The sequence below is a fragment of the Bradyrhizobium sp. BEA-2-5 genome (genome assembly GCF_032918025.1).
Lineage (GTDB): Bacteria > Pseudomonadota > Alphaproteobacteria > Rhizobiales > Xanthobacteraceae > Bradyrhizobium > Bradyrhizobium pachyrhizi.
In genome coordinates this window covers 8,342,023-8,367,999 of the sequence record NZ_CP136629.1, presented here as the reverse complement: position 1 = coordinate 8,367,999, position 25,977 = coordinate 8,342,023, and the positions used below count along the sequence as shown (strand labels likewise).

At 64.3% G+C, this 25,977-nt stretch carries 20 protein-coding genes and 1 tRNA gene; 14 read left to right on the top strand and 7 right to left on the bottom strand.

Features of this window, described 5'->3' with window-relative positions; translation table 11 throughout:
- Positions 1-60 precede the first annotated feature (60 nt).
- Entirely contained in the window at positions 61-1,122 is a 1,062-nt protein-coding gene (locus RX327_RS39000; RefSeq protein WP_050383378.1) for a YXWGXW repeat-containing protein, read from the bottom strand.
- Positions 1,123-1,418: 296 nt separating this feature from the next.
- Between RX327_RS39000 and RX327_RS38995 the strand changes: the two genes are divergently transcribed.
- A complete protein-coding gene (locus RX327_RS38995) occupies positions 1,419-2,828 on the top strand; it encodes an MFS transporter (protein WP_028335586.1) in 1,410 nt (469 codons plus the stop codon).
- On the opposite strand, the gene RX327_RS38990 is transcribed toward RX327_RS38995, so the two are convergent.
- Positions 2,825-3,727: a LysR family transcriptional regulator gene (locus RX327_RS38990; protein WP_028335587.1), complete on the bottom strand. Its 903-nt coding sequence runs from the start codon at positions 3,725-3,727 to the stop codon at positions 2,825-2,827. The genes RX327_RS38995 and RX327_RS38990 overlap by 4 nt on opposite strands.
- A 94-nt stretch (positions 3,728-3,821) precedes the next feature.
- Between RX327_RS38990 and RX327_RS38985 the strand changes: the two genes are divergently transcribed.
- The 5 genes from RX327_RS38985 to RX327_RS38965 all read left to right on the top strand — a co-directional run bounded on the left by RX327_RS38985 (position 3,822) and on the right by RX327_RS38965 (position 8,109).
- Positions 3,822-4,523, top strand: a complete 702-nt coding sequence (locus RX327_RS38985) for a haloacid dehalogenase type II (RefSeq protein WP_050383377.1) — start codon at positions 3,822-3,824, stop codon at positions 4,521-4,523.
- The gene (locus RX327_RS38980; RefSeq protein ID WP_028335589.1) at positions 4,510-5,748 is read left to right on the top strand and encodes a CaiB/BaiF CoA transferase family protein; all 1,239 of its coding nucleotides are present in this window, start codon (positions 4,510-4,512) and stop codon (positions 5,746-5,748) included. The genes RX327_RS38985 and RX327_RS38980 overlap by 14 nt, the downstream gene beginning before the upstream one ends.
- Positions 5,749-6,033: 285 nt before the next feature.
- Complete coding sequence (locus tag RX327_RS38975; protein ID WP_050383376.1) at positions 6,034-6,846, top strand: pentapeptide repeat-containing protein; 813 nt, start codon at positions 6,034-6,036, stop codon at positions 6,844-6,846.
- Between the two features lie 120 nt (positions 6,847-6,966).
- Complete coding sequence (locus tag RX327_RS38970; protein ID WP_028335591.1) at positions 6,967-7,437, top strand: aminoacyl-tRNA deacylase; 471 nt, start codon at positions 6,967-6,969, stop codon at positions 7,435-7,437.
- A 252-nt stretch (positions 7,438-7,689) separates the two neighbouring features.
- Positions 7,690-8,109, top strand: a complete 420-nt coding sequence (locus tag RX327_RS38965; RefSeq protein ID WP_028335592.1) for a CBS domain-containing protein — start codon at positions 7,690-7,692, stop codon at positions 8,107-8,109.
- Between the two features lie 58 nt (positions 8,110-8,167).
- Here the strand turns inward: RX327_RS38965 and RX327_RS38960 are convergent, their stop codons facing one another.
- Complete coding sequence (locus tag RX327_RS38960; RefSeq protein ID WP_317249050.1) at positions 8,168-9,976, bottom strand: NAD(P)/FAD-dependent oxidoreductase; 1,809 nt, start codon at positions 9,974-9,976, stop codon at positions 8,168-8,170.
- A gap of 283 nt (positions 9,977-10,259) precedes the next feature.
- On the opposite strand from RX327_RS38960, the gene RX327_RS38955 reads away from it, so the two are divergent.
- The 3 genes from RX327_RS38955 (at position 10,260) to RX327_RS38945 (ending at position 17,748) form a co-directional block, all read left to right on the top strand.
- Positions 10,260-12,203, top strand: a complete 1,944-nt coding sequence (locus RX327_RS38955) for a sigma-54-dependent Fis family transcriptional regulator (RefSeq protein ID WP_050383374.1) — start codon at positions 10,260-10,262, stop codon at positions 12,201-12,203.
- Between the two features lie 329 nt (positions 12,204-12,532).
- Positions 12,533-17,356 carry an NAD-glutamate dehydrogenase gene (locus RX327_RS38950; RefSeq protein ID WP_050383373.1) on the top strand — a complete coding sequence of 1,608 codons (4,824 nt, stop codon included), beginning with the start codon at positions 12,533-12,535 and terminating at the stop codon, positions 17,354-17,356.
- 71 nt (positions 17,357-17,427) lie between these two features.
- Entirely contained in the window at positions 17,428-17,748 is a 321-nt protein-coding gene (locus tag RX327_RS38945) for a hypothetical protein (protein ID WP_050383372.1), read from the top strand.
- 54 nt (positions 17,749-17,802) lie between these two features.
- On the opposite strand, the gene RX327_RS38940 is transcribed toward RX327_RS38945, so the two are convergent.
- Positions 17,803-17,879 (bottom strand) — tRNA-Arg (locus RX327_RS38940).
- Between the two features lie 130 nt (positions 17,880-18,009).
- Here RX327_RS38940 and RX327_RS38935 point away from each other — a divergent pair.
- From RX327_RS38935 to RX327_RS39455, 3 genes are all read left to right on the top strand, one after another.
- On the top strand, positions 18,010-19,083 hold the full coding sequence (locus RX327_RS38935; RefSeq protein ID WP_050383362.1) for an LLM class flavin-dependent oxidoreductase: 1,074 nt from the start codon (positions 18,010-18,012) through the stop codon (positions 19,081-19,083).
- 95 nt (positions 19,084-19,178) lie between these two features.
- Positions 19,179-20,219: a hypothetical protein gene (locus RX327_RS38930; RefSeq protein WP_050383361.1), complete on the top strand. Its 1,041-nt coding sequence runs from the start codon at positions 19,179-19,181 to the stop codon at positions 20,217-20,219.
- 109 nt (positions 20,220-20,328) lie between these two features.
- Complete coding sequence (locus RX327_RS39455; protein WP_410712130.1) at positions 20,329-20,586, top strand: GCG_CRPN prefix-to-repeats domain-containing protein; 258 nt, start codon at positions 20,329-20,331, stop codon at positions 20,584-20,586.
- 21 nt (positions 20,587-20,607) lie between these two features.
- Here the strand turns inward: RX327_RS39455 and RX327_RS38925 are convergent, their stop codons facing one another.
- Positions 20,608-21,012, bottom strand: a complete 405-nt coding sequence (locus RX327_RS38925) for a YccF domain-containing protein (protein WP_317249049.1) — start codon at positions 21,010-21,012, stop codon at positions 20,608-20,610.
- A gap of 222 nt (positions 21,013-21,234) precedes the next feature.
- Here RX327_RS38925 and RX327_RS38920 point away from each other — a divergent pair, with 222 nt between their 5' ends.
- Positions 21,235-21,822 (top strand): carboxymuconolactone decarboxylase family protein, encoded by a 588-nt coding sequence (locus RX327_RS38920; protein WP_050383360.1) that lies wholly within the window; start codon positions 21,235-21,237, stop codon positions 21,820-21,822.
- A gap of 187 nt (positions 21,823-22,009) precedes the next feature.
- Here RX327_RS38920 and RX327_RS38915 read toward each other — a convergent pair whose 3' ends face one another.
- Both RX327_RS38915 and RX327_RS38910 read right to left on the bottom strand, forming a co-directional pair.
- Positions 22,010-23,782, bottom strand: a complete 1,773-nt coding sequence (locus RX327_RS38915) for a putative bifunctional diguanylate cyclase/phosphodiesterase (RefSeq protein ID WP_317249048.1) — start codon at positions 23,780-23,782, stop codon at positions 22,010-22,012.
- A gap of 204 nt (positions 23,783-23,986) precedes the next feature.
- Complete coding sequence (locus RX327_RS38910; RefSeq protein WP_028335600.1) at positions 23,987-24,949, bottom strand: sensor histidine kinase; 963 nt, start codon at positions 24,947-24,949, stop codon at positions 23,987-23,989.
- A gap of 179 nt (positions 24,950-25,128) precedes the next feature.
- On the opposite strand from RX327_RS38910, the gene RX327_RS38905 reads away from it, so the two are divergent.
- Entirely contained in the window at positions 25,129-25,971 is an 843-nt protein-coding gene (locus tag RX327_RS38905; protein WP_317249047.1) for a glucose 1-dehydrogenase, read from the top strand.
- Positions 25,972-25,977 lie beyond the last annotated feature (6 nt).

Genomic DNA, 25,977 nt, shown 5'->3' with positions numbered 1-25,977 from the left:
GCCCGCGATGGGGTCTCATACGACATCGGCGTGCCCTCGCAGGCACGCCGATGAGCCCGATCATGAGTGCTGGTGTGGCGCCGGATGCGGCCTCGCAGCAGGATGCGGCCGTGGCGCCGGATGAGGCCGCGGCGCCGGCCGAGACACCTGCGGCGACGCGGGCCGACGCACAACAGCTTGCGCGACGCGCGGCGCCGGCGGATGCGCGGCCGCGCGTGGCTGCGGCGGTGCATGCTGCACGAGCTGCGGTCTTGACGCCGGCGGAGCGACGTGCGGCGCCGGTGCGGGATGTGCGCCGGCGCCCTGCAGAGCATGCGCAGTCGGCAGGGCGTGTCCCGTCGGCAAAGCGTGGCCCGTCGCAGTCTGCGCATGTCGGGGCGGCGGCGCCGCGATCGGCTTGCCCGGGCGCGCGGCGATCACGCCGGCGCCGCTGAACCGTGCTGCGTGCGCGGTCGCGGCGACTGCCGGATGACCATGGTTGTTGGCGAGCGTCAGCGCTGGATTCTTCATCGCCGCTTGCGCGTGCCGCGTCTGCTCGCCGGTCGCAGCCATGTGCTGCCCGTTCTGGGCGGCGAGCTGCTGCGGCGTCGGCTTCACCGTGGTGCCGCCGGTGCCGCCGTTGTAGCTGACGTTGGTCGTGTTGTTGACGACGGTCCTGTTGTAGACGTTGGTGACCGAGACGTTCGAGATGTTGTTGACGGAGCTGTTGTAGAAGAAGCTGCCGCCGCGCCAGTAGCCGCCCTCGTAGCCGACGCCGGTGTAGCCGAAGCCATAAGAGATGCCGCCGTAGAAGCCGACGGTCGGGCCCCAATATCCGGCGTGGAAGGCGTAGGCGCCGTCGCTCCAGCCCCAATAGCCGGGTGTCCATAGCAATTCAGGCGCCGGCGGAAGCACCCATGTGCCGGGCACCCAGTAGTAGCCGGTGTCGTCGCTCCATGCCCAATAGCCCGGAGTCCAGATGTAGCCGGGCGCGGGGATCGGCGGCTGGACATAGACCGGCAATGGCGGCGGCGCTGCATTGGCGGTGATGCCGATGGCAAGCTGCGCGCGCGCAGCGTGTGGCGGCGAGAAACAGCAGAGGCTGAGAGCCAGGGCGAAAGGCAGTCCGGCGATGCGGCGCATGGCACATACTCCAATCTTCTCCCCCAGCGTTGGAGTCGAATAGTGGCGGCGACATGAACCCGTTGTGAATGTTTGTGCTGACACCGTGATTTCGAGATCGCGCGACGGCGGGATCGTTAACGACGGCGAATGCACGTCAGCCCGGTGTCAGGATGGAACGCGATCATGCGGTCTCGTCAGCTTCATCACCGCGCCAAATAGTCGAATTTTCGATTTGAATTGGACGACGACCCCCTGCGCGTCATCAATCGGTGACGGAGCATCCGGCTGCCAAAGGCCGGGCAGGGAGGTTTGGTATGGCGCGATCCGCCGACATCGACATCAACGCGGGCGCGCGCCTCGACAGGCTGCCGATCTGCGGATTCCACTGGCGCATCCTGGCCCTGATCGGGGCCGGCATGTTCCTCGACGCGTTCGATATCTATCTGGCCGGCGGCGTGCTGGGCGCCGTGCTGAAGGAAGGATGGTCGACACTCGAGCTCAACGCCGCATTCGTCTCCGCGACCTTCGTCGGGATGACGATCGGCGCGTGGTGTTCCGGCATCCTCGGTGACCGCTTCGGCCGCCGCTTCTCTTACCAGATGAACCTCGCGATCTTTGGCCTCGCCTCGATCGCCGCGGCCTTCGCGCCGAACATGATCGTCCTGATCGGCCTGCGTTTCATCATCGGCATTGGCCTCGGCGCGGAGATCGTGGTCGGCTATGCGACCTTGACGGAATTCGTGCCGGCTTCCTCGCGTGGGCGCTGGATCGGGCTGCTGGCCGTGATCACCAATTTCTCGCTGTTCGTCTCGTCGATGGTCGGCCTGTGGGTGATCCCGACGCTTGGATGGCGCTACATGTTCGGCCTTGTCGGTTGTCTTGCGATGGTCGTCTGGATTCTGCGCAAGTCGATGCCGGAATCGCCGCGCTGGCTCGCCGCCAACGGACGTGCCGATGAAGCCGAGAAGATCCTGTCGGCGATCGAAGCCGAGGCCGCGCGCAAGGCGAAACTGCCTGCCGTCGCTGCCCGCGCGCCGGCGCAGGAGTCTCCGGGCGCGGTCTGGCGTCTGTTCCAGCCGCCCTATCTCGCGCGCACGCTGCTCGGCAGCCTGTTGCACATCGTCGTCGGCTTCAGCCTCTACGGGTTCATCGGCTGGCTGCCGACCTTCATGGTCAAGGGCGGCCACAGCGTGGTTTCCTCGCTGGGCTACACCACCGTGATGGCGCTGGGCGGCCCGGTCGGATCGCTGATCGGGCTCGTGCTGGCGGACCGGCTCGGACGCAGGCTGTCGATCGTCTGCTCGTCGATTGCGGCCGCGGCGCTCGGTATCGCCTATCCATACATGCCGGATGGTGTTGCGCTCGCGGCCGTGGGCTTCCTGCTGATCACGGCGATCTACGTGATGCTGGCGACCGGGTTCGCGATGCACGTCCCCGAACTGTTTCCAACGCGGTATCGGCTTCGCGGCACGGCGATCTGCGCCACCTCCGGACGCATCGCGACCGCGCTGGTTCAATACGTCGTGGTTGCGATCTTCGCCTGGCAGGGGCTGACCGGCGTGCTGACGACCTTGGCCGGCATCCTCGTCTTCCAGGCCGTGGTCTTCCTCGTGTTCGGTTTCGAGACCAAGGGACGATCTCTCGAGGACGCGTCGGCGGTCACGGACGCCGAGGCGGGAGGGCGGTCGTCGATGGCGCGGAGGCCGGCGGACCTCGGCGCCTAGTTCAGGTCGGAGCACGCTGCTCTGATCCGGTCGCGGAGCCAGCCGTTGGCATTGCTCTGATCGTATCTGCGGTGCCAGTACAACATCCAGTCGAACGGCGCGGACTCGAACGGCAGTTCCTCCATCCTCAGACCGTCGTCCATCAGCACGGTTGCGAGGTGCCTCGGCATCACCGCGAGCAGATCGGTCTTCTTCAAGACATGGGGCACGACCAGCCAATGCGGCACGTTCAGGGCGATGCGTCTTCGATGGCCGCGTTCGGCGAGCACGTCGTCGACGAAGCGAAGATCGGTCGGGCTCATCGAGACCTTCATGTGCTCCTGCGCGATGAAGCGCTCGAAGGTCAGCCGTGCGCGCTTGATCTGGTGCCCGCGTCGCATCAGGCAGACCATGCGGTCGCGGAGCAGCGTCTCGGAACGGATCGATGCGGAATGTTCGAGCCCCATGCTCACCGCGACGTCGATCTCGTCCCGCTCCAGCGCATCGATCGTAAGCGAAGGCGGCAGATGGATCGTGTTGTAGGAAATTCGGCCCTCCGGCGGCCGCGCTGCGGCGAGTCGCGGCAGCAGCAGGCACGCAAGAATGTCCGACATCCTGATCGTGAAGGTGCGTTCCGTCTTGTCTGGATCGAAGCCGGCATCGCTCGCCATCACGCGCTCGACCTGGCGCAGAACCTGGCGCAGCGGCTCCGCCAGTTCGGTGGCGCGGGGTGTGGGCTTCATCCCGGTCGTGGTCCGCACCAGGAGCTCGTCCTTGAACATCGCGCGCAACCGGTTGAGCGCATTGCTCATCGCGGGTTGGCTGAGACCGACGCGGTCTGCCGCCTTGGTGACGTGACGCTCGGTCAGCAGTGCGTCCAGCGCGACGAGCAGATTGAGGTCGATGGATCGAAGGTTCATCAATTATTCATATCGTGAATGACGAGAGATAACAAATCCATTTCATCCATGATGGTGCAGCGCGTATCAATCGATCAGGACCAAGGAGGCATCAATGAGCTTTGAGACGATCAAGCGTGACGTGAAGATCTGCATGTTCGACCAGTACGGCACGGTCGTCGACATGCAGGGCGGCCTGACCAGGATCGCGGCGCCCTTCCTCGCGAAGAAGGGCTGGAAGGGCGATCCGAACTCCTTCGTCACGTGGTGGCGTCGCACGCATTTCGAGAACTCGATGATCGATGCGCTGCTGCATCGCGAGCACACGCCCTATCGCGAGATCGGGCACCGCGCGGTTGCCCACGTCATGGACCGCGCCAAGATCGATTACACGATGGACGATGTGCGCTACCTCGTGGGCGAGATCGAGAAGCTGGTGCCGTTTCCGGAGGTGCCGGACGCACTCGCACAGCTGCAGCGCAAGTACAAGCTCGTCGTGCTCTCGAACGGCGATCCCGACATGCTCGAGACCGCGAAGCAATACCACAAGGTCCCGTTCGATCGGGTGATCTCGGTGGCGGAGGCCAATTCGTTCAAGCCGCATGTCGCGACCTATACGAAAGCGGCCGAGATCATGGGCGTGCAGCCGGCGCAGGTGCTGTTCGTGGCCAATCATGCCTTCGACTGCATCGGCGCCAAGTCCGCCGGCATGCGGACGGCCTTCATCGACCGGCGCAGCCGCCCGTTCGGCATCACGCCGCATCAGCCCGACATCCTGGTGCCGTCGATGAAGGACCTCGCCGATGCGATCGTCTGATCGCGAGCCGCTGTCGGGCATCAGGGTCCTCGACCTCTGCCGGGTGGTCTCCGGCCCGTTTGCCACGATGCAGCTCGGCGATCTCGGCGCCGACATCGTCAAGATCGAGGATCCGCGACAGGGCGACGAAAGCCGCCGTTACGGCCCCCCGTTCATCGGCGGCGAGAGTGCGTATTTCCTGTCGGTGAACCGCAACAAGCGAAGTTGTGCTATCGATCTGAAGTCGCCGGCCGGGCGCGACGCGGTGCTCGATCTTGCATCCGTCGCCGACGTCGTTATCGAGAACTTCCGCCCCGGTACCTTGGACAAATGGGGGCTCGGCTTCGACGCGCTGAGGGCCCGCAAGGGCGACATCATCCTGTGCAGCATCTCGGGGTTCGGCCGCACCGGCGCCGACGCCGCGCGCCCTGGCTACGATCTCATCCTGCAGGGCGAATCCGGCGTGATGCACATTACCGGCGATCCGGATGGGCCGCCGACCAAGGTCGGCACGTCGATCGCCGACCTCGTCACGGGCCTCTATGCGTCGCATTCGGTGCTGGCTGCCCTGATGCGCAAGAGCCGCACCGGCGAGGGCGGCCGGGTCGACGTCTCCATGCTCGACGCCATGGCATCGCTGCTGACCTTCAACGCCGGCATGTACTTCGCCTCGGGACAAAGCCCGAAGCGCCGCGGCAATGTTCATCCGACCATCAGCCCGTATGAACCGTTCGAGGCGAGTGACGGCTGGATCAATGTCGGGGTCGCGAACGACAAGTTCTGGGCGGCGTTTTGCGGCGTCATCGACCGTCCGGAGTTGCGCGAAGACGTGCGCTTCGCCACCGCCCCGAAGCGCGCGGCGAGCCGCAATGAGCTCGTCGCGATCCTTTCGCCGATCTTCGCGCGGAGGAGTCGCGCCGACTGGCTGCAGGCGCTCGGTGTGGCAGGCATTCCGTGCGGCGCGATCAAGTCGGTCGGCGAGGTCTGCGAAACGCCTCAGCTCACGCAGCGCGGAATGGTCCAGACCATCGGCCATCCGGCCGCGGGAGATGTGAAGTTCATCGCGAGGCCGACGCGATTCGGCGACGTCCCGCCGCCACCTTCCACGCCGCCGCCAATGCTCGGCGAACACACGCGCGAGGTGTTTGCGGAATGGCTCGGCTGGAGCGACGATCAGCTCGGGAGATTTGCCGACGAGGGCGCGTTCGGCGACTTTGGACGGACGTTCGTGCGCCCGCCCCTGTGAGTCTCGTTATGTAGGCATCGTCGTGAGAGCTATCGCCGAGCAGATGCCGCGTCGCGCCGTCGGCGACGAGCGGCGGATCGTTCTTCCTGTCGCGCCTCTTCGGACCGAAATCTGGCACTTTGCGCTTGCGGGCAGCCTCCCTCGGACGCGGCACTGGCATTGCCAGGATCGATATCCGGTTTCATACTCTGGCATAGGCCGGAGCCGGCCAGCTAACCTGACGGCGCGGCCAACCCGGAGAATGCAAGAGACGATACCGGGTTACTGAGCGGCGGAGAGACGGCGATGTCGTTTCGTCTCGCATTTGCCTTTGTGTCGATAGCGGCGCTCCTGGTTGATCCGACTGACGCCGTGTCGCAGGACATGCTGCGGAGTGTCGACCTCAACAGTCCGGAAATGACGACGTCGGAGATGACGCGCGCCGAGGTCGACGCGCTCCTCAAGTCGGTCCCTCAAGGGGACGGACGCGCTGCGGATTTGGATGGAAAGCGACTGTCGCACCTCGATCTCTCGGGCCTCGACTTCACCGGCGGCAACCTTCATCTCGTAAAGCTCAACCGGACCAATCTGAAAGGCGCCCGCTTCGATCGGGCTATCTTGAACCAGGCTTGGCTAATCGACGCAGACTTGACCGGGGCGTCCCTCGTCAAGGCATCGCTGCTCGGCACGCAGATGCAGCGTGCCAGGCTTGGCGGCGCCGACTTGAGCGGCGCTCGGATAACCGCCGATCTTTCCGGCGCCACCCTGATCGGGGCCAGGCTTGCGGGCGCCGATCTGAGCGCTGATATGCGCAACCAATCGATGGGCCTGATGCGTGGCGTGCTCAAATCCGCCGATCTGCGGAACGCGGATCTAAGCGGCGCCAATCTCTCGCGCGCCGATCTCGAATTCGCGCAACTGCAGAACGCCAATTTGGCGAACTGCAGCCTCCACAGAGCTGACCTTGCGGGAGCCGACCTATCCGACGCTAATGTCGCCGGCGCAGATTTCACCGAGGCCGACCTTGCGTCGGCTCTGTTGCCGAGCGCGGCCACGCTGGCCGAGGCCCGCAATCTGGACAAGGCCCGGAACTTGAACCTGGCGCGGCGCCCCCGTTAGGGATCGAATTGCAGTGTCCTGCGACAAGACCTATGTTCTGTCTTGAGAACCACGCAGCCGCTCATCGTGCGGCGGGCAGGACCACGGTGGATGGTTGCATGTCGCACCGGAGGTGATGCCATGACCATTTCTCCCAGACTGCACAACTACCTTGCTGCAGAAAACATCGAGTACGACGAAATCCCGCACGTACTGACGATGTCGTCCGCCCTTACCGCCCAGGCTTGTCACGTCTCGGGCGATCGCTTGGCCAAGGCCATTGTGCTGCGCCGCAACGACGGGTACCTGCTCGCCGTGCTGCCGGCATCGCATCACCTCAGGCTGGCGGATCTCAGGGCGAGATTCGGTGACGATATCGCCATGGCCGCTGAAGGCGAGATCGATCGGCTGTTCGCGGACTGTGCGCACGGGGCGGTTCCCGCCGCCGGCAGCTGCTACGGGCTCGACGTTATCGTTGATGACAGCATCCGGATGCAGCCCGAGATCTATATCGAAGCTGGCGATCATGAGACGTTGCTTCATCTCGGTCGTGCGCAATTCGCACGCCTGACCGCCGGTTCCCTGCATGGCAGCTTCAGTGCGCACGACTGAGGCGGCGTGACAGCGGGACCGTCTATCGGTGCGCCCCGACCGGAGCATGATCCGGAAAGGTGCGAAGCGGCTCTCTCCCGAGACAAGGGAGGAACGCGCTTGCGCGGAGATCATGCTCAAGCAAGGGGCTCTAGCGCGATGACGCTTCGACCCGGTTTCACCGCGCCTTAAGGCGCAGCACGCATGCAGTCGCGCCAGCTCTGCTGTATAGTTGCGAGCGAGGGGGCTGCTGCCTTGGACGGGAGGTCCTCCATGAAAGTCAAGGACGTGATGCACAAGGGCGTCGATTGGGTAAGCCCCGACACCCCAATCACCGAAATCGCGAAATTGATGCAAGGGCACGACATCGGCTGCATTCCGATCGGGCAAGACGATCGTCTGATCGGGATGGTGACGGATCGCGACCTCGTCTGCAAAGGTCTCGCGAGCAAGGACTTCAACTCTGCGCGCACCACGGCGCGGGATGTGATGACGGAAGGCATACACTGCTGCCGGGAAGACGACGATCTGACGAAAGCTATACATCACATGGAAACGCTGAAGATCCGCAGACTGCCGGTGATCAACAAGAGCAAGCGGATGGTTGGCATGATCAGCCTGGGCGATGTGGGCCACTTTGCCGGTGATGATCTCTTGTCTCAATGCGTGAAGAGCGTGTCGGCTCATCATTGAGGCGAGGCCGGGCGGATCGCACGACGATCCGCCCGACATCTCGTTATTGCCCGGTCGATCAACCGAGGTGATGAACCTTCTGCAAGCCGTAGACCGGGGTTGGGATGCCTTCCATCCGCGCCTTCAGTTGCAGCGCCAGATATTGGGAGTAATGCCGCGACTGGTGCAGGTTGCCTCCGTGGAACCACAGCGCTTGCTGCTGGGTTGGCTTCCACATGTTGCGCTGCTCGCCCTCCCACGGGCCGGGGTCCTTGGTGGTCTCGGATCCAAGACCCCAGACCTTGCCGACCTTGTCGGCGACGTCCTTCGAGATCAGGTCGGCGGCCCAACCGTTCATCGAGCCGTAGCCGGTGGCATAGACGACGAGATCCGCGGGGAGTTCGGTGCCGTCAGCGAATCTGACGCCGGTCTCGGTCAGTTCCTGCACCGCCGCGCCCTTGCCGCTCTTGAGCTTGATCGAACCGTCGATCACGAGATCGCAGGCGCCGACGTCGATGTAATAGCCCGAGCCGCGGCGCAGGTACTTCATGAACAGGCCGGAGCCGTCGTCGCCCCAGTCATGCATGAAGCCGATTTTCTCCAGCGCGGCGTAGAAATCCTTGTCGCGCTCGCGCATCTGCTCGTAGAGCGGGATCTGGAATTCATGCATGATCTTGTAGGGCAGCGAGGCGAAGATCAGATCGGCCTTGCGCGTGGTCATCCCGCTCGCCACCGCCTGCTCCGAATAAAGCGTGCCGAGCCCGATATCCATCAGCGTGTCGGACTTCACGATATGCGTTGATGAGCGCTGCACCATGGTGACGTCGGCACCACCTTCCCACAGCGCCGCGCAAATGTCGTGGGCGGAGTTGTTGGAGCCGATCACCACCACCTTACTGCCGCGATATTTCTCCGGCCCCGGGTGGGTCGAGGAATGCTGCTGCTCACCCTTGAAGATGTCCTGCCCCTTGTAGGTGGGCCAGTTCGCCTTGCCCGACATACCGGTCGCCAGCACGAGCTGCTTCGGCTTGAGCGTGATCTCCTTGCCGTCGCGCTCGACCACGACGGTCCATTCCCCGGCTTTCTCGTCATACTTGGCCGACTTCGCCGTGGTCGAGCTCCAGTAGTTGAGCTCCATCACCTTCGTGTACATCTCCAGCCAGTCGCCGATTTTGTCCTTCGGTGCGAACACAGGCCAGTTTTTCGGGAAGTCGATATAAGGCAGATGGTCGTACCAGACCGGATCGTGCAGGCAGAGCGACTTGTATCGCTTGCGCCAAGAATCGCCGGCGCGTTCGTTCCTCTCGATGATGATGGTCGGCACGTTCAGTTGCCGCAGCCGCGCGCCAAGCGCAATGCCGCCCTGCCCACCGCCGATGATCAGCGCATAGGGTTGTTTTGCGTGACCAAGCTCGGTGATTTCCTGGTCGCGTTCCTCGCGCCAGCTCTTGCGGTCCTTGCCATGACCGTGCTTGGCGCCGAGCGGACGGGTAAAGCCCGACTTCTCCTCATGTCCCTTGAGCTCGGCCATCGTGGTGAGCAAGGTCCAGATGCGTCCATCCTTCATGCGCAGGTGACCATAGCCGCGCGCGACATCGGTCTCGAACTCGATCCAGCTCTCGATGATGCCGCCGGCCTCGCTGGCAGCTTCGCCATCGGCAATGCGCCATCCCGATGGTTTGCTGTCCGCAAGCCGCGCCTTCAGCATGTCGCGGATCTGATCCTTGTCTTCCATGGTTTTGATGTTCCAGGTGAAGGTGACCAGATCGCGCCAGTAGCAATCGGTCTGGAACAGCGCGATCGCGCGTTCGATGTCACCCGTCGACAATGCGGCGTTGAACTCGTCGAGCAGCGCGGTGATCTTTCCGTCCGGGGCCTTCGTGAGCATGTCTCATTCTCCCATATGCCGGCGTCGATCGCCTTTGCGTCGTGGTTCCGGCGCGTTCGTTAGCGAGGTCGAATCTTGCCTCGACCACCATGTCAGCAAGCCTCATGCCACTGCCGCGCATTTCGAAAAACGCTCGGCATTTCCTCGCGTTAACTGCCGGCGCCAGGCCGCCTCACTTGTTGCGCCATGCAACAGGTGTTGCACGCAACAAACTTGATCGGCGGCACAATCCGAGTGACACTTGACGCAACAACGTGCGGGGAAACATCCAGGAGCATCAGCCGTGACGACGGAGCGGGCTGCGCACATCGACGAGCTGGTTCGCGTTGCGGTCGGTCAGACCAGCGCGCGTGATGCAATCATCCATCAGTCGTGGGTACGATGCGTCTCCGAACACAAGCTCGATCCGTTGGTGCTGCGCGACGCTCATATCGTGACGTCCGGACGGCTGCGCGAGCATCGCGACGCCATGGACGAATTCCTCCACACGGCGCGCTTCGGCGTCGAGATGCTGTATCGTCAGATCGCCGGACTCGGCTACGTGCTGCTGCTCACCGATGCCAGGGGCATCACGGTGGATTTCATCGGCGACCCGACATTCAACAACACGCTTCGCAGGGCCGGCCTCTATCTCGGCGCCGACTGGAACGAGCCGCATGCCGGCACTTGCGCAGTCGGCACTTGCATCGCCACTGAAGAAGCCCTGACGGTGCATCAATCCGACCATTTCGACGCCACCCATATTCCGCTGACCTGCACGGCCGCGCCGGTCTTCGATCCGAGCGGCAAGCTCGCTGCGGTGCTGGATATCTCCGCGCTGCGTTCGCCGGAGCCGAAGGCCAGCCAGTTCCTGGCGCTGCAACTGGTCAAGTCGTTCGCCCACAAGATCGAGAATGCGAACCTGCTGAACCGTTTCCGGCAGGAATGGATCATCAAGCTGTCCGGCTCCGCGGAATTCGCCGATGTCGATCCGGATTATGTCATGGCCGTCGATAGCAACGGCCGCATCATCGGTTTCAACAATCGCGCAAGGCAGCTGCTCGCCCGCGAACTGGCCAAGCGTCCGGACCTGCGCCTGCGGGCCGACGGCTTCGGCGTGTCCGACATCTTCGAATGCACCATCGACGATCTGCCGCGCTTCGCCCACTCGCGCCCCACCGGCCAACGCATACTGCGGCTAGCCAATAGCGGCGCGACGCTGTTCGCGCAGACCTTGCCGCCCCCGAACAAGCTGGTGGCGCCGGCGTCCTCCCGCAGCGAGTCGGCGCTTCCGACGCCGTTGCGCAACCTGTTCCGCGGCGATCCCGCCATGCATCATGTGGTGACGCGCGCTGCCAAGCTCATCAACACCCAGATGGGCTTGCTCATCACCGGCGAAACCGGCACGGGCAAGGAGCACCTGACGAAGGCGCTGCATTCGGTCAGTGCGCGGGCAGGCAGGCCCTTCGTCGCCGTCAACTGCGCCGCGCTGCCGGAAAGCCTGATCGAGAGCGAGCTGTTCGGCCACGAGGCGGGCGCCTTCACCGGAGCGGCGGCCAAGGGCAAGAAGGGTCTCGTGCTCGAAGCCGACGGCGGCACCCTGTTCCTTGACGAGATCGGCGACATGCCGATCTCGTCGCAGACGCGCCTGTTGCGCGTGCTCGCCGAGCGCGAGGTGACGCCGGTCGGCCGCACCCGGCCGGTCCCGCTCAATGTCCGCGTCATAGCTGCCACCCATCGCGACCTCGTCGCGCTGGTGAGGGCGGGGCAGTTTCGCGAGGATCTCTATTTCCGCCTCAACGGCGCGGTGCTTGCGTTGCCTCCGCTGCGTCAGCGCACCGATATCGAGTGGCTGATCGATCAATCCCTGCATCGGCTTTCGACGGAGCACAATGCCAACTATGCGCTGACGGCAAGCGCGCGCAGCGCGCTGCTCAAGTACCAATGGCCCGGCAACATCCGCGAGCTGATCAACGCGCTCGATCATGGCTGCGCGCTGTCGAACGACGGCACGATCGATCTTGTCGATCTGCCGGACCGGATCGCTCATCCCCTGGGTGAGGAGATATCCGGAAAGCCGGTACGTGGCGGAGCGGCGACGTCGCGGCAAGCCGATGCGCTACTTGCGGCGTTGCGCAACAATCGCTGGAACGTCTCGCGGGTGGCACGCGAACGCGGCGTCGATCGCTCGACCATCCATCGCCAGATTCTCCGCTTCGGCATCACGATGCCGAAAGACCTGACCTGAGTGCAGCCGCTGTCCGCCTTCGCTGACCGCCACCGTCAGATACGACATCCCTGCCGAACGGTGGCGCGAACCCATACATAATTGAAATTGCATGTGATTTTTCCTGCCTGGGCGTTCGGCCGCCGTCGCCGCCGACTTCGGCCCATCCGCTTTCGCAAGCGAAATTCAGCACGCCTCACGGCAGCGTACGCCGTTCGCTGCGGGATCGTAGTATTGTCGTCGGCGGCCGTCGAAGCTAGGATTTCGTGTTAGCATTCGATCGCGGCGCACGAAGAGATGCACTCCAGAATCAAGCGGATGGTCGCGGCTGCGATCGGACGGCACGGCAAATGGAGGACATTATGGCGTGGCGTGACGACAAGGCCCGGGCAGCCCTGATCCGCGATGCAGCGGGCAGCGTGCCAGCGGGCAAGAGCCCCCGGGCCTTTGCCGAGCCCTTGTTCGGCTACACCAATATCGAGGATCTCGCCAATTACGATGCCGCCTCGCTTGCCCTCCTGGCGGAACAGGCCTGGGAGCACGTGCAGCGGCGCACGGCCGGCAGCGCCGATATCCGCGTCGTCAATCCGACGTTGCCGAACGGGCGCGAGATTTCCGTGCTCGAAATTCTCAACGACAACATGCCTTTCCTGTTCGATTCCACCATGGCGGAGCTCGCCGAGCAGGGCCTCGAGGTCACCCTGGTCGCTCACCCGATCATCGCCGTGGAGCGCGATGAAGGGGGCAAGCTGTTGCGATTCTACGGGGAAGCACTGCCGGAGGGAGCAAAGGGCGCGCGCGAAAGCCTGATTCATCTCCACATCACCCGCCTGGACGCGGATTCCGATCGCCAGAAGCTGATCGACGGCCTGACCAGGACGTTGAACAATGTCCGCGCCTGCGTTGCCGACTGGCGCGTCATGCGTGACAGTGTCGAGGAAGCGATCAAGACGTTCTCTTCCAATCCGCCGCCGCTGCCGATCGACGAACTCGCCGAAGCCAATCAGTTCCTGCAATGGCTCTGCGCGGACAATTTCACTTTCCTCGGCGTGCGCAAATATCGCTTCTCGCCCGACAGCGACGCGTCGGACGACATTACGACCGGCGAAGGCCTCGGCATCCTGCGCGATCCGGACGTGAAGGTTCTGCGCCGAGGCAGCGAAATGGTGGTGATGACGCCGGAAATCCGCGAGTTCATGCACGAGCCGACCCTGCTGATCGTCATCAAGGCCAATGTCTCCAGCCGGGTCCATCGCCGCACCCGGATGGATTATGTGGGCATCAAACTCTACTCGCCCGACGGCCGGCTCGAAGGCGAGTTGCGCGTCGTCGGCCTTTTCACCTCGGGCGCCTATACTCGCTCTGTACGGCAGATCCCGTATGTCCGCCACAAGGTTTCGCGGGTGCTGCAGCGCGCGGGCTTCGACCCGAACGGCCATTCCGGCAAGGCGCTGATGCATATTCTCGAAGATTATCCGCGCGACGAACTGTTCCAGATCGACGTCGACACGCTCTACAACTTCGTCATCGAGATCCTGATCCTCTACGAGCGTCCGCGCGTCCGGGCGCTTCCGCGGGTCGACAAGTTCGATCGCTTTGTCTCCATCCTCACCTTCATTCCGCGCGACAAATACGACACCGACGTCCGCACGCGCGTCGGAGCCTTTTTGGCGCAGGCCTACAAAGGGAAGCTGTCCGCCTCCTACGTATCATTCCCTGAAGGGGCGCTTGCGCGTGTCCACTTCATCATCGGACGCTATGAAGGCAAAACGCCCGTCGTCGACCGCGCCCTGCTCGAGGCCGGGATCAGCGCCATTGCCGCGACCTGGGCCGACAAGCTGAAGGCCGCGCTCACCGCGTCGACCGATGGCATGCGGGCGCGCATGCTCACCAACCGATATGCCCAGGCCTTCAGCGGCGGCTATACCGAGGTGTTCGGCGCGGAACAGGCGATCGCCGATATCACGACCGTCGAAAAGCTGACGCCGGCCCGCCCGGTTACGATTTCGGCTTACCGCATCGAAGGCGACGATCCGAGGCGCTTCGGCCTTAAGGTGTTTTCGGACGCCGTACCGCTGTCCTTGTCCTACCGCGTGCCGGTGATCGAAAATCACGGCCTGCGCGTGGTCAACGAACGCACCTATCAGATCGTGCCCGGTACCAGGCCTGCGCCGGTCTGGCTGCACGACATGACGATCGAGACCAGTGACGGCCAGCCCATCGAGATCAACCCGGAATTCAGCCATCGCCTGGAAGCCTCGATCATGGCGGTGGTGACCGATCGCGCCGAATCCGACGGATATAACGGCCTGATCCTGCGCACCGCGCTAAGCTGGCGGGAAGTCTCGACCATCCGGGCGCTGTCGCGTTATTTGCACCAGATCCGCGCTCCGTTCACCCAGGATTACATGTGGGAGACCTTGCGCAAGAACGCCGCGATCACGGCCAGCCTGGTCGCGATGTTCCAGACCCGCCTCGATCCGCGCCTCGCCTTGACGGACGCCGAGCGCGCGGCGCGTGAGACGGCTTTGCTTGCCGAGATCGAGGAACAGCTCAAATCCGTCGCCTCGCTCGACGAAGACCGCATCCTGCGCCGCTTCACCAATCTGGTGCAGGCTACCGTTCGTACCAATCTGTGGCAGATCGGCGAGGATGGACATCCGCGTCCGGTGATCTCCTTCAAGTTCGAGGCGCGCCGGATCGACGACTTACCCGCTCCACGACCGCTCTACGAGATCTTCGTCTATTCCCCTCGTGTCGAAGGCATTCACCTGCGCTTCGGCAAGGTGGCGCGCGGTGGCTTGCGCTGGTCCGACCGGCCGCAGGATTTCCGCACCGAGATCCTCGGCCTGGTGAAAGCGCAGCAGGTCAAGAACGCCGTGATCGTGCCGGTCGGTGCCAAGGGCGGCTTCGTGCCCAAGCGCCTGCCGCCGCCTTCCAAGCGCGACGCCTGGCTCGCGGAGGGCACCGAAAGCTATCGCATCTTCGTTCGCTCGCTGCTCGAACTCACCGACAATCTCGACGGCGACATCGTCGTGCCGCCCGAATCCACCGTGCGCCACGACGGCGACGACCCTTACCTCGTCGTTGCCGCCGACAAGGGCACCGCCACCTTCTCCGATGTCGCCAACGCGATCTCGGCCGAGAAGAACCATTGGCTCGGCGATGCCTTCGCATCCGGCGGCAGCCAGGGTTATGACCACAAGAAGATGGGGATCACGGCGCGCGGCGCCTGGACGGCGGTCAAGCGCCACTTCCGCGAGCTCGGCACCGACATTCAGACCATGCCGTTCACCGCGGTCGGCGTCGGCGACATGTCGGGCGACGTTTTCGGCAACGGCATGCTGCTCTCGCCGGCGACAAGGCTTGTGGCGGCGTTCGATCATCGCGACATCTTCATCGATCCTTCGCCCGATCCATCGACCAGCTTCGCCGAGCGCAAGCGCCTGTTCGATCTGCCGCGATCCAGCTGGCAGGACTACAACAAGTCGCTGATCTCGCAGGGCGGCGGCGTGTTCTCGCGCTCGCTCAAGGCGATCCCGCTTGCGCCGGAAGTGCGCACGCTGCTCGATCTCGACAAGCCGCAAGCCACGCCTTTCGAGGTGATGACGGCGATCCTGAAGGCTCGCGCGGACCTGTTGTGGTTTGGCGGCATCGGCACCTATATCCGTTCCGCCGGGGAAAGCGACGATCAGGTCGGGGACCGCGCCAACGATCCAATCCGCATCGCGGGTGGCGACGTGCGCGCCCGGGTGATCGGCGAAGGGGCCAACCTCGGCGTTACCCAGCGCGGCCGCATCGAAGCGGCGCAGAAGGGCGTCAAGCTCAACACCGACGCCATCGACAATTCGGCCGGCGTGAACACGTCCGACGTCGAGGTCAACATCAAGATCGCGCTGGCGCGCCCCGAGCGCGAGGGACGCCTCAGTCCCACTGACCGCAACAGCCTGCTTGCCGCGATGACCGACGAGGTCGGCGTGCTGGTGCTGCGCAACAACTATCTGCAGACGCTGGCGCTCTCGCTGGCCGAGCGCAAGGGTGTGGCCGAGACCGGTTTCCTCACCCGCCTGATGCAGTCGCTCGAACAGCGCGGCTTGCTCAGCCGCGCTGTGGAGTTCTTGCCCGACGACGCCGCGCTCACCGAGCGCACACGCCGCGGCCAGTCCCTCGCGCGGCCCGAGCTTGCCGTGCTGCTCGCCTACGCCAAGTTGACCCTCTACGATGACCTGCTCGTCACCAGCGTGCCCGATGACCCCTATCTTGCCCGCGAACTATCCCAGTATTTTCCGCGCGAGGTTCAGGACAAATTCCCGACCGCGGCCGGATTGCATCGCCTGCGGCGGGAGATCATCGCGACCAGTCTCGCCAATGCGGTGATCAATCGCGGCGGCCCGGCCTGCGTCGTGCGCTTGATCGACGAGACCGACGCCGATATCCCGACCATCGTCATGGCCTATGTGGCGGTCGACGAATGCTACGGCCTGAAGTGGCTCAATGACGCGATCGACGCGCTCGATGCCTGCATCGACGGGCAGCTGCAGCTGTCCCTCTACGCTTCAGTGCAGGACCTCCTGCTCTCCCGCATGGTCTGGTACGTGCGCAATGCCGATTTCAAGGATGGGCTGGAGGCCGTCGTCGCGCGCTTCGGCCCGGCGATCCGCCAGATCGTCGCCGGGCTCGACGCTGCCTTGCCGCCGGACTTGCAAGCCGCGCGCGTCAAGCGGCGGCAGGAACTCGCCGACGCCGGTGTCCCGGCCGGCCTCGCCGGCGAGCTCGCCGATCTTGACGCTTTGATCTCGGCTCCCGACATCGTGACGGTTGCCGAGCGCACCACGCGCCCCATCGGCGATGCCGCCGCGACCTTCTACGCCGCCGAAGCGAATTTCCGTCTCGACCGCATCATCGCCGCCGCACGCAGTGTGCCGGCCAACGATTATTTCGAACGCATGGCCATCGATCGCGCCGTCGAGCAGATCGCCGGCGCCGAAAGGAGACTGGCCGCCGATATGCTGGCAACCGGCCAGTCTGGCCAGCAGGCCGTCGAGACCTGGCTCGCGGCTCACCCCGAGGCGACGCGTATCCGCCGCTCGGTCGAGGAGATCGCTGCCAGCGGCCTGACCCTCGCCAAGCTGACGGTGGCGGCGAACCTGCTGGGGGACTTGGTCAAGGCCTGACGGCGTGCGAGGCAGCGACATGAGAAGTGTGATGCTGGCGCAGGTAGTTAGCCGGGCAACGGAGGAATCCAATGATCCACGCCACTTGTCATACCGCCGACAATGTTCGCTGTATCGAGTTCGATGCCACACCGTGGTTCAGCGAGGCTGACGCTCCGAGCATTATCGATTTGGCCCAACGAGGATGGACCAGCACTGCGATTGCAGATTCCCTCGAGCACAGACAAGGATACGAACGCCTGCACGACCTCGTTGAGTATGCGGCGAAGCGACTGCAACTGGAATCTCTGGAGGACCCAACCTGGGAAACCTTCGAGTGTGTCGTCGATGGACCCGGGGCCGTCGCTTGGCTCGAGAAAAACCGGCCCAACGTTGTTGCAAGAATCCCCTAACCCGCGGGGAGCGCAGCAATGGCTGCAATTGAACGGCGGCAAACGAAGCGGAAGTGGCGCACCCGACACGATTCGAACGTGTGACCTTTGCCTTCGGAGGGCAACGCTCTATCCAGCTGAGCTACGGGTGCGTGCAGGGGTTCATTTAGCTGATTGGCTCCCTGTCGGCAACGGCGTTGTCCAACTGGTTAAGGGCTGTAAACTGCCTCCCGACAATATGACAGGCCGCGAAAAAAGGCCGTCTTTCGAGGGAGTTTGCCCATGCGTCCGCTGGAATTCGGCTGGTATCTGCCCACGCATGGCGACACCACCGCCTATGGGCTGATGGAGGCCCAGATCGCCGGTTCGCCGGAACTCTGCGAGCGCGTGGTTAAGGCGGCCGAGGATGCCGGCTTCGAGTATCTGCTGATTCCGGTCGGCTCGGTGTGCTGGGAGGCCTGGATCACGGGTGCCTTCATGGCGGCGCGCTCCAGCCGGATCAAGCCGCTGATTGCGGCGCGGCCCGGCTATATCAACCCGGTGCTGATGGCAAAGATGATCTCGACCTTCGACCAGATGTCGGGCGGGCGGATCTGCATCAATCTGATCGCCGGCCAGAACGAGAGCGAGGTCGAGGGCGTGCGTCAGCCCAAGGAAGAGCGCTACGCGCTGATGGAGGAGGAGGTCTCGATCCTCAAGGCGCTGTGGACGACGCGCGGTCCGGTGCATTTCCAGGGCAGGTTTCACACCATCTCCGGCGCGCATATCAGGCCGCGTCCGTTGCAGCAGCCGTTTCCGAAATTCTATCTCGGCGGCGGCTCGCGGCAGGCCTGGGAGGTGTCGGCGAAGCATTCCGACGTCCATCTGTTCTGGGGCGATCTGCCGGAACGCATCGCGGAGAATATCGCCGAGATCCGGCGGATGGCGCGGGCGCATGACCGCGAGGATGCGATCGGCTTCGGCATGCGGCTGCAGGTGATCTGCCGCGAGAACGAGGCCGATGCCTGGGAGGCGGCCGACCAGCTGGTGCGCCACGCTACCGAGCGGCAGAAGCAGGAGATGAAGACGCTCTACAATCGCTCGGAGGCCAACCAGCGCGTGCAGCAGCTCGCGCGCGACTACGGCGATCTTCTGATGCCGCATCTGTGGACCGGCATCACCAAGGTGCGGCCCGGCGCCGGCATCGCGGTGGTCGGCAATCCCGCGCAATGCGCCGCGACCTTGCAGCAGTTCATCGATGCCGGCTGCCACTCCTTCTGCCTGTCCGGCTATCTGCATGACGAGGAGGCCGAGCGGTTCGGCCGCCTGATCCGCCCGATCCTCGCCGCCAACAATCGCGGGCGGCTCGTCGCCTGAGGCGCGGGTGCGGAAGCTTTCCGAAAATTCACGGGCGAATCTGCGCCTGACGCGCCATGATCCGGCCGAGCTCGCGGCAGCAACGGAGTCGAACCATGCATCACCGGGTCTGGCTTGCGGCCGCGGCCTTGCTCGTCGTGGCGGCGGCGCACGTACCCACTGCGTCCGCGACGCAGGCACAGACCGAGCGCGACCGGAAGCCGGTCAAGGAGATCGCCAATGCGCGGATTGCCGTCGGCAAAGCGAGCTTTCCGCTCTACCTCTCGGCCGACTGGTCCAATCCGCTGCCGGATGTTACGCGCGCGGTGCTCGTGCTGCACGGCGTGCTGCGCAATGCCGACGACTATTTTCGCGCGGCGCTGAGCGCGCAGGCCGCAGCCGGCGATGCCGGCGAGCATGCGCTGATGATCGCGCCGCAATTCCTGATCGAGTCCGACGTCGAGGCATTCAAGCTGCCGGCGGAGACGCTGCGCTGGAGCCTCTATGGCTGGCAGGGCGGCGAGCCTGCGCTCGCGCCGAGCGCGGCGAGCTCGTTTGAGGCGCTCGATGCCATCCTGGCGAAGCTCGGCGACCGCAAGCTGTTTCCCAACCTGCAGCAGGTCGTCGTGTTCGGCCATTCCGGCGGCGCCCAGGTGGTGCAGCGCTATGCGATCGCGGTGAAGGGCGACCAGGTCCTGCTGCGCGAGGGTATCGGCGTGCGCTATGTGGTCGCCAATCCGTCCTCCTACGCCTATTTCACCAAAGAGCGGCCGGAGCCCGCGATCGCGGCGAACTGCCATGGCTATAACAGCTGGAAATTTGGCATGGACAACCGCCCGCCCTATCTTGCCGAGCCTTCGCCGGCTGCGCTGGAGCAGGCCTATGTCGCACGCCGCGTGATCTATCTGCTTGGAACGCTCGACACCAACCCCAATCATCCCGCGCTCGACAAATCCTGCATGGCGGAGGCCGAAGGACCATATCGTTACGCGCGCGGGCATTCCTATGCCGCCGCGATGCAGGCCCGCGACAACGGCGCGCCGAACCACAGCGTGTGGGACGTGCCCGGCGTCGGCCATGCCGGCGGCAAGATGCTCAATTCGCCCTGCGGCCTGACCGCCGTGTTCGACATCCCCGGCTGCGAGGCGGCGCGCTGAGCCCCCGACACCAGAATTTGTGCGCGGATTCGGTGGCAAGCGGCACTGAGATCGCCTACGCTCGTATCGCGAATGGAGCAGCACGACCGACAGCTCGATGGAGAACATCATGAGAGCAGGTTTGATCACGCTTCTGACAGCCGGTGCCTTCCTCGGCTTGACCCCGGCCAACGCCGCAGAGGGATGCGGTGACGGTTGCCACAGGACCTCACGAGGTGCCTGCGTGATCGACGGATGGGGCACCGCCGCGCGGGTTAGGAACGAGTGTCCCGCCACCTCACGGCCGCGCCCGCCGTGTGGCGGCGGTGGCTTCGTCTGGCGGCGCGACTACCAGGCTTGCAGCCAGACCACGAAGGATTGGCTCTAGCCGCCGACGGCCCAGCCAGCCTCAAGCCGGCACGATCACCTTGCCGATCGGCCAGAGCGCGATGCCCGCAAGCTTCAGGTGAGCCCAGGCGAAGGGGATGCCGATGATGGTGATCGCGAGGACCAGCGCGGTCAGGACATGGCCGAGCGCCAGCCACCAGCCGGCGAGCACGAACCAGATGATGTTGCCGATCACCCCGAGCGGGCCGGTGCCGATATCGCTCATGCCGGTGACCTCGTCGCGGCGCACCGCCCGCGAACCGAACGGCAGCAGCGTGTAGACGGCGATGTTGAACGCCGCCCGCGCCCAGGGCAGGCCGATGATGGTGATGGCCATGATGATGGCAGCCACCAGCCAGCCGAACGCCATCCAGGCGCCGCCGATCAGGATCCAGAGGATGTTGAGGAGAATAGACACAGGCTGCATGGCTGACACCTTCGCGCCGCTTGGGACTGCTCTTTATATACGCCGCCGCCCGGTGCTGCGGTAGGTGTGGCCTAACCGCGCGCCTGCCGTGACGAGGCGCTTCGGTTCGGCGGCCCGCGCTGAACGACAGCTGGCACCTCATTGCATCCATCGCGACGGCAACTAAGCTCGCGCGACCGGGCAGGGGCGCAAAGACGCCTGCACCGAAAAGGGAGAACAACAATGAGAACAATATTCGGAGCAGGGATCCTGGCGGCGCTGGCATTGTCGGTGTCGGCCGTGCGGGCCGAGGACGCCGTGCGCTTTGCGCCGCTGAAGGCGGAGGAACTGTCGCCAGCGCAAAAGGCCTGGGCCGACATGATCAGCGCGCCGCCGCGCAATGCCAAATTCACCGCGCCGCCCTACCGCGCCTACATCCGCAATCCCGATCTGGCGCCGAAGCTGTCGAACCTGTCGGAGTACCTGCGCTGGAATACCTCGCTGCCGGCGCGGCTCAGCGAAATGGCGATCCTGATCACGGCGCGGCACTGGACCGCGCAATATGAATGGTCCGCGCACTATCCGCTGGCGATGAAGGGCGGGCTCGATCCGAAAATCGCGGACGCCATCGCCAAGGGCGCGCGGCCCGAGAGCATGAAGGACGACGAGGCTGCGCTGTACGATCTCGGCATCGCGCTCTATCGCGACAAGAAGGTCAGCGACGCCGTCTACAAGGCGGCGCTGGATAAATTCGGCGAGCGCGGCATCACGGATATCATCGCCATCATGGGCTATTACGACATGGTCTCGATGATGCTGATCACGATGTAGGCCGGCCCCGCGAATAACGGCGTGCAGCCGTTGGCGGTACTGGAGAAGTAGGGCTGTTGTCCGCTCCCTCTCCCCGTTCTTACGGGTCGAGACGAGCGAAGCTCGCTCTTAGAGGGCGATGCGATCCGACCTCTCCCCGCAAGCGGGGCGAGGTGGTTCAGCCGTCAATTTGATGGGCGCCTATCGCCTACCGCCGGAAGCCGCTGGCGCGCGAATAGCCCTGGCGGCCTTCCTGGGCGGGGCGCGCTGCCATGCTGGCGCGCGTCTCACTGGCGACCGGTGTCGCCGGCCTCAAATCCTCGAGGAAGATCGGCTTGGAGAAGTAGTAGCCCTGCGCGTAGCGGATCTTCGTTGCCGCCTGGAGATAGGCGAGCTCCTCGTAGGATTCGAGGCCCTCGGCGATCACCGTCATGCCGAGCGCTTCGCTCAAGGATTCGATCGCGCGCAGGATGCCCTGGCTGCGCGGGCGCTTATGGATGTCGGTGATGAAGGAGCGGTCGATCTTGATCTCGTCCGCGGTGATGTCGGCCAGCGCCGAGAGCGAGGAATAGCCGGTGCCGAAATCGTCGATCGAGATGCCGACGCCGATGCCGCGCAGGATCGGCAGGATCTGGTCCTGGAAATGTGACCGCGTCACGAACGCGTCCTCGGTCACCTCGATCATGAAGCGTTTCGGGAAGCCGGTGTCGTCGAGCGCCCGCGCGAAGCTGCGCATGAATTCGGGATTGCCGGCCTGCTTGGCGGCAACGTTGATGCTGATGGTCGCATCCATGCCGAACGTGTCGTTGATCAGGTCGATCGATTTGACGATCTCGGCGAGCACGAGATGGGTCAGCTCGTCGATTAGCCCGAGCTCGCCGGCAAGATTGATGAACGAGCCGGGCGCCTGGATCACGCCTTCGTCGTCGCGCAGGCGGACCAGGGCCTCGATGCCCTTCACCGCCTGTGTGCGGATGTCGACCTTGGACTGGAAGGCGCAGCAGAAGCGCTTTTCCAGGATGGCGAGCCGCAGCGACTGCTCGACCTTCATCCGCGCCTGCGCCTCGCGCTCCATGCTGGTGTCGAAGAAGGTCGCCAATCCCTTGCCGTTGTTCTTGATGCGGTACATCGCGATGTCGGCGTTCTGCCGCAGCGTCTCGAAGCTGCTTCCGTGGTCGGGATAGAGGCTGATGCCGACCGAGGTCGAGGCGAAGATCTCGGAGTCCTCGATGAAGAACGGCGCCTTCAGCCTCTCCTGCATGACATGGATGAATTCGGCGACCTCGTCATTGCCGCTGATCGGGTTCAGCAGCAGCAGGAATTCGTCGCCGGAGATGCGCGACAGCATGTCGGAATCGCGCAGGTCGCGCCCGAGCCGCTTCGACAGCTCGACCAGCAGCGCGTCTCCCACGGAGTGGCCGTAATAGTCGTTGATGTGCTTGAAATTGTCGACGTCGAGAAAGGCCAGCGCGAAATGGCCTTGCGAATCGTCGCGGATCAAGCCGTTGACGCGGTGCTCTATCACCCGGCGGGTCGGCAGGCCGGTCAGCTCGTCGAAATAGGCCGAGCGGAACAGCTGGTCCTCGAAATTCTTCTGTTCGGTGATGTCGGAGGATGCCGAGATCAGGAGATTGCGACCGGCGATCCGGACCGGCCGGTGCGAGGTCAGAAACACGTATTTGGATGCGCCGCAGGAGAGCGTTTCCTCGAGCACCACTGGACGGCCGCTGCGCAGCAGGTCCAGGTTGGCGGCGTGGCGCTCATCGACCGAGGACGGCTGGCTCGCGCTGGCGGCCAGCTGCAGCTGGCTCGCGGCTGCTTCATTCACCAGGATGAACTGGCCCTGCTCGTCCTGGACGGTCACACCCGCCGGCAATAGCTGGAGCAGGTCGCGCAGGATACGCAATTCATTTCCGGAAATATCGTCTTGGCCGGTCGCTGCCGCGCCCGCCTGAAAATCGTGCCTGGTGAGACTATGCATGCGCCGACCTTGGCAAAGTCCGTTGTAGTTTTGGTTAAGCGGACCTGCGAAATGCCGTGACAGAATGAGACCGCGGCGGCTTTCGCAAGCCGTCGCGGCAATCGTCATTAACAGAGTATCAATGTCGGCCGCGACCGTTGGTGAAAGCGATTGCGCTGCGCGCGGTTGCATCAACACATGCGCGTGTGCCGGAAAGCCAACTTATCAACAGTTCGGAAGCTTGCACTGCATGGTGCAGTGAACACCGGTCTTCAGGTAACTGATCTCGGTCTTGCCGTCGAACGGCCGCAGCGCCGACTTGAGCAGCTTGGTGCCGAAGCCGGCTTCGCCGATCGCCTCGACCGCCGGTCCTTCGGTCTCGTCCCAGATCACGTTGAGACGTCCGTCGTCGACCGTCCATGACACTTGTAAAAATCCGCGCGGCGAGGAGAAGGCGCCGTATTTTCCGGCGTTGGTTGCGAGCTCGTGGAAGATCAACGCCAGCGAGACGGCGAGCTTGGCGGGCAGGAACAACTGCTCGCCATTGAGATTGAACCGCACATGGCCGTAGGGCCCGAGTTCCGAGCGCAGCAAATCCTTGATATCGCAGCCATAGCCATCGACCCGCGCGATCAGATCGTCGGTTGCCGAGAGCGCGCGGATGCGATGGTCGATGCGCTGCCAGACATCGGGCCGGTCCTGCAGCGCCTGATGCAGCACGGCATGAATGGTCGAGGACTTGTTCTTCAGCCGGTGCTGCAATTCGTCGACCACGACCTTGCGGTACTGCTCTTCCTCGATCAGCCGTTTGGAAACTTCGCGCTGCTGTGCGACCAGGGAACGGTAATGCTCGACGCCCCAGATCGCGATGCCGCACACAACCCAGAACATCATCAACAACGCAAAGCGCGCCGGATCGGCGTGCGCGCCGCTGAAATTGAGCACCACGCCGAGCAGGCCGCTCGCCAGCGCGGTCGCGATCCCGATCCGGAAACCGCCAAGGGCGGTGGCAAAGAACACCGCCGGGAAATAGGGCGTGAAGAACACATCCGGCCGGATCTGGGCGAGCCCGAAGCGCGCGGCCGTGGCCAAAACGAGACAAAGCACCGCGAAGGCCACCGCAAGCCGCACCGTTGGCTGGGCATCGCCCCGCCAACACGCCCTGAAATCGTCGATCCACTTCGCCATCGGTCGTTCCAGTTCACGTGAACAGGCGACCCAAAATAAGGCCGCTGCGACCGAAAAACCGCAGTTGTGGCCTTCTGGCCACAGGCGGACCTTGCGAGCGTGGCGGCTTGCAAGTGCTTGTATTGGCAGCAGGAGCTGGGGAATATCCACAACATCCTACGTAAGTTGAGGGGACCGACATGGGACGGCTGGACGGCAAGGTCGCGGTGATCACAGGGGCGACCAGCGGCATCGGGCTACGCACGGCGGAGGTCTTTGTCGCGGAGGGCGCGAAGGTACTGATCGCCGGGCGTCGCGCGCCGGAGGGCGAGGCACTGGCGCAACAGCTCGGCGAGAATTGCGTCTTCCGCCAGACCGACGTGACGGTCGAAGCGCAGATGCAGGCGCTGATCGCGCTCGCGGTCGAGAAATTCGGCAGGATCGATTGCCTGTTCAACAATGCCGGCGGGCCGGCGCAGACCGGCGGCATCGAGGGCCTCGAGGCCGAGCGGTTCGATGCGGCGATGGCGACGCTGGTGCGCAGCGTCATGCTCGGCATGAAACACGCCGCGCCACACATGAAGAAGCAGGGGGCGGGCAGCATCATCAACAACGGCAGCATCGCCGGCCGCCTCGCCGGATTCTCGTCGTCGATGGTCTATAGCGCGGCCAAGGCGGCGGTGATCCATCTCACCAAATGCGTGGCGATGGAGCTCGGCGAATCCAACGTCCGCGTCAACTCGATCTCGCCCGGCGCGATCGCAACAGGCATCTTCGGCAAGGCGCTGGGGCTCTCGACCGACGCAGCGGAGAAGACGCCGGCGGTGATGCGCGAGGTCTACAAGACCGCGCAGCCGATCCCGCGCGCCGGCCTTCCCGACGACATCGCCCATGCCGCGGTGTTCCTGGCCAGCGACGAATCCAGCTTCGTCAACGGCCACGACCTCGTCGTCGACGGCGCCATCACCGGCGGCCGCAACTGGAGCCAGCAGCAGCAGGGCTACGTGGCTCTGCGCAAGGCGTTCGATCAGGCGGCGGGCTGATTCGGT

What these genes read in the sequence shown, in the direction of transcription:
- RX327_RS39000 (WP_050383378.1), bottom strand. Translation starts at nt 1,122, where the DNA reads ATGCGCCGCATCGCCGGACTGCCTTTCGCCCTGGCTCTCAGCCTCTGC.
- RX327_RS38995 (WP_028335586.1), top strand. Translation starts at nt 1,419, where the DNA reads ATGGCGCGATCCGCCGACATCGACATCAACGCGGGCGCGCGCCTCGAC.
- RX327_RS38990 (WP_028335587.1), bottom strand. Translation starts at nt 3,727, where the DNA reads ATGAACCTTCGATCCATCGACCTCAATCTGCTCGTCGCGCTGGACGCA.
- RX327_RS38985 (WP_050383377.1), top strand. Translation starts at nt 3,822, where the DNA reads ATGAGCTTTGAGACGATCAAGCGTGACGTGAAGATCTGCATGTTCGAC.
- RX327_RS38980 (WP_028335589.1), top strand. Translation starts at nt 4,510, where the DNA reads ATGCGATCGTCTGATCGCGAGCCGCTGTCGGGCATCAGGGTCCTCGAC.
- RX327_RS38975 (WP_050383376.1), top strand. Translation starts at nt 6,034, where the DNA reads ATGTCGTTTCGTCTCGCATTTGCCTTTGTGTCGATAGCGGCGCTCCTG.
- RX327_RS38970 (WP_028335591.1), top strand. Translation starts at nt 6,967, where the DNA reads ATGACCATTTCTCCCAGACTGCACAACTACCTTGCTGCAGAAAACATC.
- RX327_RS38965 (WP_028335592.1), top strand. Translation starts at nt 7,690, where the DNA reads ATGAAAGTCAAGGACGTGATGCACAAGGGCGTCGATTGGGTAAGCCCC.
- RX327_RS38960 (WP_317249050.1), bottom strand. Translation starts at nt 9,976, where the DNA reads ATGCTCACGAAGGCCCCGGACGGAAAGATCACCGCGCTGCTCGACGAG.
- RX327_RS38950 (WP_050383373.1), top strand. Translation starts at nt 12,533, where the DNA reads ATGGAGGACATTATGGCGTGGCGTGACGACAAGGCCCGGGCAGCCCTG.
- RX327_RS38945 (WP_050383372.1), top strand. Translation starts at nt 17,428, where the DNA reads ATGATCCACGCCACTTGTCATACCGCCGACAATGTTCGCTGTATCGAG.
- RX327_RS38935 (WP_050383362.1), top strand. Translation starts at nt 18,010, where the DNA reads ATGCGTCCGCTGGAATTCGGCTGGTATCTGCCCACGCATGGCGACACC.
- RX327_RS38930 (WP_050383361.1), top strand. Translation starts at nt 19,179, where the DNA reads ATGCATCACCGGGTCTGGCTTGCGGCCGCGGCCTTGCTCGTCGTGGCG.
- RX327_RS39455 (WP_410712130.1), top strand. Translation starts at nt 20,329, where the DNA reads ATGAGAGCAGGTTTGATCACGCTTCTGACAGCCGGTGCCTTCCTCGGC.
- RX327_RS38925 (WP_317249049.1), bottom strand. Translation starts at nt 21,012, where the DNA reads ATGCAGCCTGTGTCTATTCTCCTCAACATCCTCTGGATCCTGATCGGC.
- RX327_RS38920 (WP_050383360.1), top strand. Translation starts at nt 21,235, where the DNA reads ATGAGAACAATATTCGGAGCAGGGATCCTGGCGGCGCTGGCATTGTCG.
- RX327_RS38915 (WP_317249048.1), bottom strand. Translation starts at nt 23,782, where the DNA reads ATGCATAGTCTCACCAGGCACGATTTTCAGGCGGGCGCGGCAGCGACC.
- RX327_RS38910 (WP_028335600.1), bottom strand. Translation starts at nt 24,949, where the DNA reads ATGGCGAAGTGGATCGACGATTTCAGGGCGTGTTGGCGGGGCGATGCC.
- RX327_RS38905 (WP_317249047.1), top strand. Translation starts at nt 25,129, where the DNA reads ATGGGACGGCTGGACGGCAAGGTCGCGGTGATCACAGGGGCGACCAGC.